11 protein-coding genes are annotated in these 12,980 nt (G+C 60.0%); 8 read left to right on the forward strand and 3 right to left on the reverse strand.

The genetic code is table 11. The features are described from left to right. Positions 1-80: 80 nt before the first annotated feature. Together H1B37_RS20210 and H1B37_RS20215 are read right to left on the reverse strand one after the other, a co-directional pair. Positions 81-1,319 (reverse strand): lysophospholipid acyltransferase family protein, encoded by a 1,239-nt coding sequence (locus H1B37_RS20210; protein WP_182868459.1) that lies wholly within the window; start codon positions 1,317-1,319, stop codon positions 81-83. A 121-nt stretch (positions 1,320-1,440) separates the two neighbouring features. Further along, the gene (locus H1B37_RS20215) at positions 1,441-3,063 is read right to left on the reverse strand and encodes a serine/threonine protein kinase (protein ID WP_182868460.1); all 1,623 of its coding nucleotides are present in this window, start codon (positions 3,061-3,063) and stop codon (positions 1,441-1,443) included. A 423-nt stretch (positions 3,064-3,486) separates the two neighbouring features. Between H1B37_RS20215 and H1B37_RS20220 the strand changes: the two genes are divergently transcribed. The 7 genes from H1B37_RS20220 to H1B37_RS20250 all read left to right on the forward strand — a co-directional run bounded on the left by H1B37_RS20220 (position 3,487) and on the right by H1B37_RS20250 (position 11,250). Further along, the gene (locus H1B37_RS20220; protein WP_182868461.1) at positions 3,487-4,221 is read left to right on the forward strand and encodes a TIGR04282 family arsenosugar biosynthesis glycosyltransferase; all 735 of its coding nucleotides are present in this window, start codon (positions 3,487-3,489) and stop codon (positions 4,219-4,221) included. After that, positions 4,218-5,405, forward strand: a complete 1,188-nt coding sequence (locus H1B37_RS20225; RefSeq protein ID WP_182868462.1) for an NAD(P)/FAD-dependent oxidoreductase — start codon at positions 4,218-4,220, stop codon at positions 5,403-5,405. The genes H1B37_RS20220 and H1B37_RS20225 overlap by 4 nt, the downstream gene beginning before the upstream one ends. A gap of 196 nt (positions 5,406-5,601) precedes the next feature. Next, positions 5,602-6,270, forward strand: a complete 669-nt coding sequence (locus tag H1B37_RS20230; protein WP_182868463.1) for a Rossmann-fold NAD(P)-binding domain-containing protein — start codon at positions 5,602-5,604, stop codon at positions 6,268-6,270. Positions 6,271-6,684: 414 nt separating this feature from the next. Next, the gene (locus H1B37_RS20235; RefSeq protein WP_220498282.1) at positions 6,685-7,320 is read left to right on the forward strand and encodes a FliO/MopB family protein; all 636 of its coding nucleotides are present in this window, start codon (positions 6,685-6,687) and stop codon (positions 7,318-7,320) included. Beyond that, positions 7,317-8,741: a sodium/glutamate symporter gene (locus tag H1B37_RS20240; RefSeq protein ID WP_182868465.1), complete on the forward strand. Its 1,425-nt coding sequence runs from the start codon at positions 7,317-7,319 to the stop codon at positions 8,739-8,741. The genes H1B37_RS20235 and H1B37_RS20240 overlap by 4 nt, the downstream gene beginning before the upstream one ends. A gap of 707 nt (positions 8,742-9,448) precedes the next feature. Next, entirely contained in the window at positions 9,449-10,387 is a 939-nt protein-coding gene (locus H1B37_RS20245; protein WP_182868466.1) for an ABC transporter permease, read from the forward strand. Positions 10,388-10,392: 5 nt separating this feature from the next. Continuing rightward, entirely contained in the window at positions 10,393-11,250 is an 858-nt protein-coding gene (locus H1B37_RS20250; protein ID WP_286177945.1) for an ABC transporter permease, read from the forward strand. Positions 11,251-11,395: 145 nt separating this feature from the next. On the opposite strand, the gene H1B37_RS20255 is transcribed toward H1B37_RS20250, so the two are convergent. Beyond that, on the reverse strand, positions 11,396-11,935 hold the full coding sequence (locus H1B37_RS20255; RefSeq protein ID WP_182868468.1) for a Uma2 family endonuclease: 540 nt from the start codon (positions 11,933-11,935) through the stop codon (positions 11,396-11,398). A gap of 194 nt (positions 11,936-12,129) precedes the next feature. On the opposite strand from H1B37_RS20255, the gene cysC reads away from it, so the two are divergent. Next, positions 12,130-12,822: an adenylyl-sulfate kinase gene (gene cysC / locus H1B37_RS20260; protein WP_286177946.1), complete on the forward strand. Its 693-nt coding sequence runs from the start codon at positions 12,130-12,132 to the stop codon at positions 12,820-12,822. Positions 12,823-12,980: the final 158 nt, after the last annotated feature.

The following is a 12,980-nucleotide window of genomic DNA, read 5'->3' on the forward strand; positions in this document are numbered from 1 at the left end:
CGGACCACGCTCCCTTCCGGGCCGTCGTCGCTACGAAGCAGCGAGTCGCCTAAATGCTAAACACCCGCGTCGGGGCGGTCCTAAAGTTTTCGGGCTTCGGTGGCCAGTCGGGCCAGGCGGGTGGTCAGTTCGTCTTCGAGGGTTTGCATCAACGGATCACGCTGGCCTTTGGGAGGGCGTTTGGTGTCGACGTCGATGGCCGGCGCGAACTCGATGACCGCTTTCAAGGGGATCGAATGGTCGGCGTGGCCGTTGACGGATTCCTGCATCCGTTGGATGGTTTCGACGATTCGGGTGTCGGTCACCTGATCGGCCATCAGGTAGCTGTCGGGGTACGAGGAAAGGTCTTGGGCGATGTCGGCGGCCTGGACATGGCGTTTGAGTGCGGTCGCGGTTGCGGGGTCGGCGCCGTTTTCGAAATAACGCGACGAGGCGGTGGAGCGAATCAGCCGGACACGTTCGCGGACGTCCACCAAGGGTTTATCCAGCCGCATCTCCGCTTCGGTCGATGTGAGCAAATGTTCGATCAAGGCATCGCGTCGGGTCGGCAAGTCGCCCGCACCGCAGTGTCCGAGGTACTGGATCTCTTTCAGCGACAACAGCGCTTCGGCGAGTCGGACGGTGCGACTGCGAATGTCGCGTGGCGGCATCAGTTTCCAGCCCAGGCGTCGTTCGAATCGGTCCAGTTGCTCGGTCGCCCAGCGGTCGATTTTTTCCAGGCACAGGTATTTGATCGCGACCGGATGAACGACGACGTTGCCGCTGCCCGCAGCGGCGGTCGTTGACGAGTCGGCGTGAAGTTTTGCGCGTCGTTTGGCGGCGGTGCGGGCGATGAAAGCGACGCCGTCCAGGAGCGGTTTCAGTTGGTCGTTGGTGCGATTGGTGGTGCCTTCGGGGAAGATGATCAGGGGCCGACGGCCTTCGACCAGGATCTCGATCGCGGCTTCGAGTGATTGTCGGTCGTTGCCTTCGCGAAAGATGCTGAAGGCACCCATTCGGCGCAGTGCGAATCGGTCGAACCGGCCTTCGTTGAACAGGTGCCACGATGCCATGGCATGGACATAAATCCCCAGTTCTCGGGCGGGCCAGCCCATGACCAGCGGATCGGCGTAGCGGCAATGATTGGGGGCCAGCAAGATACCGTGCTGTGCCTCAAGGGATCGCCGCAGGTGTTCGGTGCCGCGGAGTTCGTAGTCGACGACGCCTTCTTTGCGTTTCAGATAACGATCGTACAGCCGCAGCCGTTGGATCAACCACGGCCAGAGTGTTCCGCGGTAGGGAGGCACAAATTCATAGGGACGCTCGAAAACAACGGTCATCGGCGTGGGCAACTCTGGGGGCGGAACATTGGCGGTCGCGTGGCTGCTGCGTTGAAAGGCACGCTGCGGACACAAGCGGGATCATGGTCGAAAGTTTAGAGAGCCCGAGGGTGCCTGACCATTACGGTCCGACGCCGGAACCGGAGGCTTGTCCCAGGAAAAATCCCAAACCGACCGCGACGATGAAGAATGCCACCAAGAGTGCCGCGATCAGCATCTTGTCGACGCCTTTTTCTTTAACCGGCTTGCGGCTTTCGGGTTTGTAGACGTCCGATTCGCTGCCGACATGAACGCTGGATCGTCCTTCGCTGCGCTCGGGGTAGTGCTGGGGGGCGGCGGCCGGCTGCTTCAGGGCCGGAGACGATTTGCGGGCAGCAGACTGACGGGCAGCAGGTTGGCGAGAGGCGGGCTGGCGGGAGGCCGCACCGCCGTAGCCCGATTCGACTTGCAGGTCCAAGAAGCTGTTGTCGTTGAAGTCGATCGCCGGACGTTTGACGTTGACCATTTTTCCGCTGTCGTTGGCGCTCAATCCTTCGCCGCGGATCAGACGGCTGCGGCTGCTGGTCAGCGTCTCGTCGTTTTTGTTGGAAAGCGTGTCGCCGCCTTGGTCGGGGCGCAGCGTGTCGTCGTCCAGCGAGATCGAGGAGGAACCGTCACCGCCGATCCCCGGCAATTCGCCCAGGCCGATCGTCACCTTTTGTCCACGCGGGACTTTGGCGACGTAGCGTTCCAGGACCTCGGCAACATCTTCGGCCGACTGGTAGCGATAGTTCGGATCCTTCTGGATCATTTTGACGCAGATGCCTTCCAGTTCACCGGGCACGCCCTTGCGGATTTCACGGATCGGTTTGGGCATCTCCTTTTGATGCATCGCGATCCGTTGGGCCAGGGTGCCTTGGTTGAACGGCGGTTGGCCGGTCAGCAGGTAGTACATCGTGCAGCCCAAGCCATAGATATCTGCACGGTGGTCGACGGTATGGCTGTTGAGGGCCTGTTCGGGCGCCAGGTAGTCTGCGGTTCCGAGCACGTTTTCGTTGTTGGCCACCGTCAGCGATTCGTCTTCTTCGGCGCCCATCAACGCCAATCCCATGTCCAGCAAGCGGACGGTGTGGGAGGAATCCAGCAGCAGGTTGGCGGGTTTGACGTCGCGATGGATCACACCTTTGGAATGCGCGTGGGCCAACCCGCGAGCGGCTTGGGCGATCACCTCGGCGGCTGTTGATGGATCCAAGGCGCCGTCGCGTTTGACCAACGCTTGCAGGTCCAGCCCGTCGACGTATTCCATCACGATGTAATGGACGTCGCCTTCGTTGTCGATGTCGTACGCCAGCACAATGTTGGGGTGATTGAGCGACGCGATCGCTTTGGCTTCCAGCTGAAAGCGGGCCAGGTACGACGAGTCGGCGACCCGCTTCTTGGGCAACACCTTGATCGCCCGGCGGTCGTGCAGCTTGGTGTGCTCGGCCAGATACACGCTGCTCATCCCGCCGGTGCCGATGTGGCCGAGCAACTTGTATTTGCCTAAGAAGAAGCCTTTGTATTTTCCGTTGAGCAGTTTTTCATTGTGCCACTCGGTCAGCAAACCGTTCTTGGCAAACAGACGGGCCAACGTTTTTGCGTCCGGGGGCAACCCGCCGTCATAGTGCTGACGAACCTTCTCCAGCAACCGCTTCGCTTTGGCTGGATCGACCAGGCGGCTTTTCTCGACCAGTTCAAGAAACTTTTTGGGCGACGGTTCCGACATAAGTGACCGTTTCGGTGGTCCCACAATACAGACGCATGCGATGCGGGATTCCAGTTTTTTCCAGGGGAGTCAGTTTTGGCGAGACGGGAAGTCTACGCAACTGGCGGGCCGGATTGGAGAGCCACGCGGGAAATTGCAAATCGATTTCGCAAAGAAAGTTGCGGCGATCTCGCGTCACGACCAACTCGTATCCTAACCGCAAATGCGGCGATCGACACGCTGATCAGGGGGATTCTAACGCAGCAAATGTCACTCGGGGTGTGGTTTTAGCGGTTAAGCGCCGCCCAGATGCCGCTTTCGACCTGCAAATCTGTCCCCGGGGTGCTCAGGGGAGCTTTCACGCGGATAATGGTACCGATCTGTCACCGCGCTCCACCTCCGCTTCTCCGCTTCATCAACCTTTCATTACGCAGTCATCGTTTCATGCATCGCGGTCCGGATCGAAAATTACACCTCGGCGTGATGGCGAAGCATTGGACCTCGGGCCGCGTCAAGACACGGTTGGGAGCGACCATCGGGATGCGTCAGGCGGCGGAGGTGCATCGGGCGTTTTGCCACCATTTGGCCGGCCGATTGGCCACCACGGCCGATCAACGTTCGTTCGTCGTGTCGCCGCCGGAGCGTCAGGCGGACTTTCGGGCATCGCTGCCACAGGACTGGCAGATCGAAATCCAATCCGATGGCGACTTGGGATGCCGCATGATGGCTTGGTTCTCCGCTGATTGCGGGGGCGATTGTGGGGGCGATGGCCAAGTCGATCGCGTTTTGATCGGTGCCGATTGCCCCCTGTTGGACGGTTCGGTGATTCGCCAAACCGGTGAGCTGCTTGGATCCCACGACGTCGTGCTGGGGCCGGCGATCGATGGCGGGTATTACTTGATTGCCCTGCGTGGGCCCTGGCGTGCAGCGTACCAGCGGTTGATGGAACAGATGCCGTGGAGCGGCGCGTCGGTTTTCCGGTTGACGTGTCGTCGTGCGGAGGAGGCCGGATTGCGATTGGCGACGCTGGCGACGATGGAGGACGTCGATACGATCAAGGAGTTGGAACAGTTGATGATTCGATTGGAGCAGTGTTCAAGCGACGCGGATTGCCGCACACTTCGTCGGTCGATCGAACAAGCGATTTCGCAGCCGGGAAGGGAGCGGGGAGAGGAATGAATAGCGACGTGGTGGTGATCGGGGCCGGTGCGATCGGATTGACGCTGGCGTATGAACTGGCGCGACGCGGCCGGCAGGTGACGGTCATCGACCGGGATCGATTGGTTGCCGTGGAGACCGACGGGTGTTCGATCAACACGCCTTTTCGATCGGCCACGTCGTGGGCGGCTGCCGGTATTTTGCCGCCGGCCGATTTGGAACACTCAACCGATCCGATGGACCGGCTACGCGGGCTCAGCCACCAGCGGTTTCCCGAATTGGCCGAACGATTGAAGGCGGAGTCTGGGATCGATTCCGGGTTGGCGCGTTGCGGCGGGTGGTACTTGTCTGACACCGTCGGCGAGACGGCGTCGATGGTCGGCATGGTGTCCTACTGGCGTGAGCTGTCGATCGAGTGCGACGAGCGGACGCCGGCGGAGTTTGCCGGATGTGAACCGGCGCTGGCCGAGTGGGCCCAGCACGAGCCGTCCGCGCGGGCTTGGTGGGTACCCGATGAATACCAAATCTCCCCGCCGCTGTTCTTGCAAGCCTTGATCGAAGCCTGTGGTCGCTTGGGGGTGACGTTTCTGGATCAAACCCGCGTCGTGGATCTGGAGGATGTCGAATCTAAGGCGACGGTCGCGTTTGAACGTCGTCATGCGGGGCGTCAAAGGATCGAAGCCGCTCAAGCGGTCGTTTGCGGCGGGACGTGGAGCGGGCTGATGGCCCAGCGATTGCGACTTGCCAAAAGTCTGGTGCCGGTGCGGGGGCAGGTGTTGTTGTTGAAGACCGAGCAGCCGATCTTGTCGAGCATCATTAATTTCGGCCAACGCTATTTTGTTCCGCGACGTGACGGTGCCGTGTTGGTCGGTTCCTGTGAAGAAGAGGTCGGATTTCAACGCGGGACGACGCCGGCGATGCTGGACGAGTTCCGCCGGTTCGTTCGACGCGTTTGCCCGCCGCTCGCGTCGGCTCGGGAATTGGGCGCTTGGTCGGGGTTGCGGCCGTTGACCTTTGACGGGTTTCCGATCTGCGGCAAGTTGCCCGGCAGCGAATCGATTTTCGTCGCCACCGGACACTTTCGCAGCGGCATCCATCTGTCGCCGGGGACCGCGATCTGTATGGCCGATGTGATGGGCGGTGCCGAGCCCCCGATCGATCTGCAGCCCTTCGCGGTCGGAAAGCAGCAGGGGACGGCCGGTTGATGAACGGCTAATCCTTAACGGCTAATCCTTAACGGCTAATCCCAGGTGTGATCAGACTAAATCAACAGGCCGTTAGGCGGTCTGGGCGGTAGTCAAACGCGGCAGGACATTTCAAGATAACGGAACCACCTTCTGGCGAAGGTCGCTACGATTGATCGGCAATTCACACAAGACAGCGATGGAAACAGACCCGCAAATGACCGAAGACACTGCGACCTTGGAACCGCCGGGGTCGATCGCCGTGATCGGCGCCGGGCCGCTGGGAATCGAAGCGGCACTCTATGGACGCTTTCTCGGTTACAACGTGACGCTGTTCGAGGCCGTCGAGGTGGCTCATTCGATGGCCGATGGGCGCGACCAGCCGATCCCGATGATGCCCGATCGCTGTCTCTCTCCGCTGGCCAAAGGGGCCCTGGAGGCTCAAGCCGGCGATGACGAACCAAAGTCACTGCCGCTTTCGATCGGCGAGTGGATCGATCGCGTCTGGTTGCCGTTGACCCAAACCGATCTGCTCCGCGACCGACTGCGTTGTCCGGCCCGGGTCAGTGCGATGGAACTGGTGTCGCCGCAAACTGACGGTGGGGAAGACAGCGACGAGGAAAACGACGTGCCGCCGGATTTTCGGCTGCGTCTTGCCGAGGGCGAAACGGCCGACTTTGAAGCCGTGATTTTGGCCACGGCAGCCGGGGGGCGAGAGATCCAGCGGTCCTTTGACGAGCCGGTCGATTATCTGTTTGCCGTCGGCCGGCAGCCGTCCGGAGATGCCGAGCAAGACTTTGCCAGTGGACTCAAACAGATCGTGGCCGTGTACGCGTCGCTGGGCGGACGAGCGGATCTGGACCTGTACCGGCCCCCACGCGGCTGAGACTGCCCTTGATTTCTGTGGGGAGATCGGCGAGATAAGAGGCGGACGTTTAAAGTTAAGACGAATCCCTCCCTGGCAGAGGTTCTGCGGTGATTGGCCTCTGGATTAACAGGCGTTTACGACTTCACCCTCCCTCTGGGAGGGTCGCGGAGGAGTGAGCGACGACGCGGGGAGGGTTGATCTGCGCTTCGATGTTACCCGAGGACGAAAGTTTGTCCGATGATTCACCGTTCGACCTCCCCTCGCTGCGCTCGACCCTCCTGCCAGGAGGGTTAATTTGAAAAATCGCACGACCTCGATAGGGAGGGTCGATTCATGATGTTTGAATATTTTCGAGCTGCAGCGAACCCTCCCGCTCCGAGCTTAATCTCCTCCTCGACCCTCCCCGCAAGGCAGTGTGTCTTTAGGTGTTTGATGGCTTCAAGACTTAACCTCGTCCGTCTGCCCTGCCGATTTTGCGTCCTGGTTTGGTTCACTGCGATTTCGTGCTGCGCGGTGACCTGTCCGGCGCAGGACCGGCTGCCGGGCGATTCGGTCTATCGTCGCGGTGTCGCGTCGGTGGTGGATCGTCCGACGCCGACCGAGCCGACCCGGCACACTTCGGCGGGTGAGTTCCCGGCGTTGGTCGTTCCGGGGGATGCCGATGCGGACGGCCGAGCGTCTTCGGATGGGGCGTTGGCCGGACCGCTGGTGACCACGGTCAGTTCGCTGTTGGTCGTACTGGCGGTATTCGGCGGTCTGGTTTGGATCTCGCGTCGCTATGGATCCTCGCGGACGTTTCAGGGAGCATTGCCTGAAGACGTGCTGAGAACGCTTGGCAGTTCGGCGATCGATGCCAAGACCCGCGTGACGTTTGTGAAGGTGGGGGCTCGAATATTGGTGATCGGGCAGACCGCCAGCGGTGACCCGCAGACGTTGTCGGAGATCACGGATCCGGAGGAGGTCGAGCGGTTGACCAATCGCTGTTTGGGGCGACCGGAGATCGTCGGCCGACGCTCGGCGTATCCCAGCGATGTGCAGGCGTCGCGTCGCGATTTGGCCGCCGGATGAGTTTGGCGATCCTGACCGTTGCGATTCTGCTGTTGGTCGGCGTCGTCTTGAGGCAGTCGCTGCGTCTGCTGCGCGTGTTGTTCATTCCCGGGTCGGTCGTGGCGGGGCTGGTCGGTTTGATGGCGGTGACGTTGCTGGGGCGATTCGGTGGGGAGGTTGTCGCGGCGAAGACGGCGGAGCTGAACGAGACCTTGGCCGGTTGGCCGGGGCCGCTGATCGCCGTGGTGTTTGCGGCGATGATGTTGCAACAATCCGGCGGCAGCCCGCGGCCCCATGACGATTCGACCGCCCGCCGCGTCGGACGCCAAGGATTGATGGTCTGGATCATCGTGCTGGGGGAGACGATGGTCGGATTGTGGGCAACTTGGCTGTTGATTCAGCCCTTGTACGAGGTGCCCAATTCGTTCGGCATGCTGATCGAAACCGGTTTTGCCGGTGGCCACGGCACCGCCGCCGCGATGGGGCAGGTGTTCGCCAGCGAGCACGTCGGTCTGGACGCCGGGCTGGATTTAGGCTTGTTGATGGCGACGTGCGGATTGGTCTACGGCGTGGTCAGCGGCATCTTTTGGATCAACGTTGCCTCGCGGTTGGGATGGTTGCGGCACGATTCGACGGAGTCAGCGTCGACGAGCGTGTCGCAGCAGCCCAAACCGATCGGGTACCAGACGACGTCTTCCGATGCGATCGATCCGCTGTTGTTGCAGATCGTCTGGATCGCCTTGGCCGTCGGTGTGGGGATGTTGCTGCAAATGGCGGTGCTGGGGTTGGCCGGCCAGATCGACCTGGCGATGGGGACCGGTGCCGCGTCGGGGGCGGAGGGTGCCGATGCGGAATTGTCCAAGCGGATGTCGGCGAGCAACGTGATGGATTTTCCATTGTTCATCTACACGATGTTCGGGGGCTGGCTGGTCCGCCGCGTGCTGCGTCTTCTCGGGCAAACCCATCGCATCGATTCGATGACGATCCAGCGGCTCAGTTCGACCGCGATGGAGATTCTGGTCGTCGCCGCGATCACGTCGTTGAAGCTGAGTGCAGTGGCCGCGTTGATCGGGCCGTTTTCGATCTTGTTTGTTTGTGGGGCAATTTGGACGGCCATCTGTTTGATGGTGATCTCGCGCTGGGTATTGCCTGGTGAGTATTGGTTTCGGTTGGCTCTGATCAATTACGGGATGTCGACCGGCACGACGGCGACGGGGTTTGTGTTGTTGCGGGTGGTCGATCCGGAGTTGAAGACGGGCGCGGCGAGTGACTATGCGCTGGCGGCACCGCTGTCGGCCCCTTTCATCGGCGGTGGAATTCTGACGATCGCGTTGCCGCTGGTGTTGTTGGAGCGGGTTTCGATCGCTTGGCCTGCGACCGTGATTGCCGCGGCGGTGTTGGTGTTGATTGGGGTGGGGCGGCGGCTGGGCCGGTCCGGTTGAGTTGAGGAGCTGCAGTGAAAACACTCTCACACCGCCAATCGACCCTCTCCTCGCTACGCTCGACTCCATAGGCATCAAGTGAAGAGGAAACCCACTTCGGAAGCATTGATGTCAACACAACTTACAGTCAACACAACGTACAGTGGCTCCCTTCTCCCCCGGCTTTGCGGGGGAGAAGGGTTGGGGATGAGGGGGCCAGCGCCGCGGAATCTGGTTGGGTGTACGGTCCCTCACCCCAGCCTGGCCCGATGGAAATCAAGGGAACTTGGAAGGTTGGGTAGGTTCGGGGGCGTTCAGGGATTCTGCTGGATCCCTCGATTGCAAATTGCAAATTGTTCATTGCAAAATTTAAATTTGCCGGGAATCGTCGCTCAATTCATTTTGCAATTTGCAGTGTTCATTTTGCAATTTGCAATCATTGTCGGTTCACCAGTATCAACCGCCACTCAATTCTCATCAGGCCACCCGCAGCCCCTCTCCCCAAAACAGATCGCGGTCATCATCCTTCCGCGATCAACTTCTGTTGACGCGATCTGTTTTAGGTAGCTTGGAGCCATGCTCTAAATTGCGGACCGATTTGTGTAGACACCAACGCACTGCCAGGGAGCGTGAAATCTTGACTCGATGCCGATGGGGGGGAGTGCAGCGAGGGCAGAGTCGAACGATCACCAGAGCACCTTCGCGAAACTCAGCGGGATCGTTAGAACATGTCGATCAAATTCCCGCCACCAGGAGCCCGTCACCAGGAGATTGCATTGTCCAGCGTCACCGTCCCCGCCGATGACTTTCCGCCGCTTCCGGCCCCGACGTTTGGGCATCGGGTTGCGGTGTGGTGGATGATCTTGAAAACGTCCTTGGGCGAACGGTTGGTGTACCGCGGCGATTTCGCCCTGGGGACGCTGATGCGATTCCTGCCGATCATCACGCAGATCTTTTTGTGGTACGCGGTGTTCGATTCGATCGGGGACCCCGAAGGCAGTTCGGCGGCCCAGATCGGCGGGTTCGGGTTTCGCGACATGGTTGCGTATTACTTGCTGACGATGATCGCCCGGGCGTTTTCCAGCATGCCGGGATTGGCCTCGGGCATCGCTCAGCAAATCCGCGAGGGGGAGATCAAGCGGTTTCTGATTCAGCCGATCGATTTGATCGCGTTCCTGTTGCTGACCCGGATCGCTCACAAGCTGGCTTATTACGCGATCGCGGTGGCGCCCTTCGCGTTGGTGTTTTTCTTGGCGCGAGATTACTTCGTCGGTGGCTGGCCCAGTCTGCCGGTGTTCCTGGCGTTTTGTGGTTCGCTGGTGATGGGGTTTCTGATCGGATTTTTCTTGGAAGCGGCGATCGGGATGATCGGGTTTTGGTTCCTGGAGGTCAGTTCGTTGCTGTTTGTGATCATGTTGTTCAGCTTCTTTTTGTCTGGACACATGTTCCCGCTGACGATGTTGCCCGAGAGTGTTTTGACGGTGGTGAATTGGTTGCCGTTTAAGTACCTGGCGTATTTCCCGGCGGCGATCTTTTTGGAGAAGATTCCGGAGGAGGAGTTGGCGCGGGAGATGTGGATCGAAGCCGGATGGTTGGTGTTCTTTATCATCCTGTGCCGCATCGCCTACGCCCGCGGCGTCAAACGCTACAGCGGATTCGGAGGGTAACGTCGATGGAGGAACTACTGCGGTACATCCGTGTGTTTGCGACGTTCGCCCGAAACAGTCTGGTCCGTGACATGACGTTTCGATTGAACTTTTTCTTGCAATGCGTCAGCAGTCTGGGTTGGACGGCGATGAACGTCGGTTTCTACCTGATCATTTTTGAGCATACCGGATCGATCGGCGAAGGGACCGGTTGGGACCGCGATCGGTTCTTTTTGTTCATCGCGACGACCTGGTTCATCAATTCGCTGGTGCAGGCGTTTTTCATGCCCAACGCGCAAGAATTTAGTGAGATGATTCGGACCGGCGGGCTGGATTTCGCGCTATTGAAGCCGATCGATACACAGTTCTTGATTTCGTTTCGGCGGGTCGACTGGAGTCAGTTGTCCAACTTTTTTGCCGGCGGGGTGATCGCGGCGGTGTCGCTGTGGAATTTGGCCCATCGCGAGGTCGATCCGATGGTGCCGTCGGCGTTGTCGGTCGTGTTGTACCTGGTGTTTGTGGTCTGCGGGATCATGATCATGTACAGCGTGATGATCACGTTGAGTGCGACGAGTGTTTGGTTGGGACGGAATCAGTCGCTGTACAATTTCTGGTTTTACATCACCAATTTCAGCCGCTATCCGATGGAGATCTACAACCGCGGTTACTTGGGCAAGCCGCTGTTCGGTCTGTTCACGTTTGTGATTCCGATCCTGTTGGTGGTGAATGTTCCGGCGCGGATCTTGGCCGATCCCTTGGTCGCGCGCGAGGACGGCGCCCAGTGGTACGTGGTTTGGGCGGCGGTGATGACGGTGTTCAGCGTGTTGGCCAGTCGCTGGTTGTTCCGCAAGAGTCTGCTGAGTTACCGCAGCGCCAGTTCGTGAGGGCTGGAGAGTCGCCGTGTTCTCCGAACTCGGCGCGGGGCAAAGCTTCGCTTTTTCGCGCACGCCGAGTTCGGAGAACACGGCGACTATTTGGGTACGCCGAGTTCGGAGAACACGGCGACTTTCATTGAGTTGCGGTCGACCACTAACGATTGAAAAACGCCTTTGGATCCACTCGGAGTTCGCAGTCGTCACACAGGGAGAACGTCAGTTCGTGTGACGCATCCAGGGACTGAAACCCCGTCGCGGTGGATTGAAAGGCTTCGACGGTTTCGGTATCCGGATCCAGGATCAGGTAGATGCCGACGGCGGATTCGTGGTACAGCGTTTTCTTGTGGATTCGGTCTCGGTCGGCGGTCGCGGGCGAGACGATTTCTGCGACGATCGCGGGAGTCGATTTGACGTGACCGCTGGGGGGGCCGCCGCAAACGACGACGGCATCGGGACGCACGACGGTGTCATCGGCGATCACCCAGTCGATTTCGCACAGGGCGGTCGCATCGCAATCGATCGAGCGCAGTGCCTGGCGCAATTCCGAGACAAGATTGACCAGCACCATTTGATGTTTGCCGAAGGGGCTGGGGCTCATCGCGACCGGGATCCCCTGCCAGAGCTCCCAATCGCCTTCCCATTGCCGGTAATCGTCCACGGTGTAGCGGGGCAGGTATTTGGCGGCAGAAGACATCAGAGAATCCGGGGGATAGCGGTATGCAACGGATCCATTATAGCGATGACGTTTCGAGTGTCGCCGTGTTCTCCGAACTCGGCGCACGCGAAAAGCGAAGCTTTGTCCCGCGCCGACCTCGGAGAGGACGGCGACTGTCCGGTCCAATCAAAAACAAAGCTGCGGTAGACTACTCACAGCGAGCGGAAATCAACATGCAGACGCGCGACAAGGGAGAACAGATGGACGTCTCAAAAGACATCGTATGGCACCAGCACAGCGTCGACCGAGAGATGCGCGAGCGGCGGCTCGGGCAACAGGGCTGTGTGATTTGGTTCACGGGGTTGAGCGGTTGTGGCAAGAGTACGATCGCCAACGCGTTGGACGTGATGCTTTCCGAAGCCGGGCGGGCGACGACGTTGTTGGACGGTGACAACGTGCGTCATGGCTTGTGCGCGCCGCCGGCTGTCTTGGAACCCGAGCACGGGGCGGAGTTCGCCCGGCGATTCGGGTTGGGGTTCGGCGCGGTCGACCGGGAGGAGAACATCCGCCGGATCGGCAGCGTGGCGGCGTTGATGGCGTCGGCGGGGCTGATCACGTTGACGGCGTTTGTCAGCCCCTATCGCCGGGATCGCGACCGGGTTCGCAAAATCGTTTCCCAGGCGGGCCGGCCGAGTGATTTTGTGGAAGTGTTTGTCGACACGCCGCTGGAGGTCTGTGAGGCCCGTGACCCGAAGGGGTTGTACAAGAAGGCGCGTGCCGGAGAGATTAAACAGTTCACCGGCATCAGCGACCCATACGAATCGCCGGAGACGCCCGAGATCCGCCTGGACGGGGGGGCGGGCAAATCCGTCGACGAGTTGGCCGGGCAGGTGAAGGCCTGGTTGGTCGAGCACGGGGTATTTTAGGCCGTTTCAAGTTGGGAGTTTCAAGTTTCATGTTGGGGGACAGGGAGAAACCAGAAACCCAAAACCTGGAACTGATTTTTTGCCGTTGCGGTATTGGGCGAGGGCGGTAAACTACCGGACCGTAAATCAGACACGAAACAAAAATTTGGTTTGAAAGT

This window comes from Stieleria mannarensis, assembly GCF_014154935.1.
In the GTDB taxonomy this organism is placed as follows: Bacteria; Planctomycetota; Planctomycetia; order Pirellulales; family Pirellulaceae; genus Stieleria; species Stieleria mannarensis.

Bases quoted from the DNA above. Each gene is read 5' to 3' on its own strand.
- H1B37_RS20210 (WP_182868459.1), bottom strand. From the start codon at position 1,319: ATGACCGTTGTTTTCGAGCGTCCCTATGAATTTGTGCCTCCCTACCGC.
- H1B37_RS20215 (WP_182868460.1), bottom strand. From the start codon at position 3,063: ATGTCGGAACCGTCGCCCAAAAAGTTTCTTGAACTGGTCGAGAAAAGC.
- H1B37_RS20220 (WP_182868461.1), top strand. From the start codon at position 3,487: ATGCATCGCGGTCCGGATCGAAAATTACACCTCGGCGTGATGGCGAAG.
- H1B37_RS20225 (WP_182868462.1), top strand. From the start codon at position 4,218: ATGAATAGCGACGTGGTGGTGATCGGGGCCGGTGCGATCGGATTGACG.
- H1B37_RS20230 (WP_182868463.1), top strand. From the start codon at position 5,602: ATGACCGAAGACACTGCGACCTTGGAACCGCCGGGGTCGATCGCCGTG.
- H1B37_RS20235 (WP_220498282.1), top strand. From the start codon at position 6,685: ATGGCTTCAAGACTTAACCTCGTCCGTCTGCCCTGCCGATTTTGCGTC.
- H1B37_RS20240 (WP_182868465.1), top strand. From the start codon at position 7,317: ATGAGTTTGGCGATCCTGACCGTTGCGATTCTGCTGTTGGTCGGCGTC.
- H1B37_RS20245 (WP_182868466.1), top strand. From the start codon at position 9,449: ATGTCGATCAAATTCCCGCCACCAGGAGCCCGTCACCAGGAGATTGCA.
- H1B37_RS20250 (WP_286177945.1), top strand. From the start codon at position 10,393: ATGGAGGAACTACTGCGGTACATCCGTGTGTTTGCGACGTTCGCCCGA.
- H1B37_RS20255 (WP_182868468.1), bottom strand. From the start codon at position 11,935: ATGTCTTCTGCCGCCAAATACCTGCCCCGCTACACCGTGGACGATTAC.
- cysC (WP_286177946.1), top strand. From the start codon at position 12,130: ATGCAGACGCGCGACAAGGGAGAACAGATGGACGTCTCAAAAGACATC.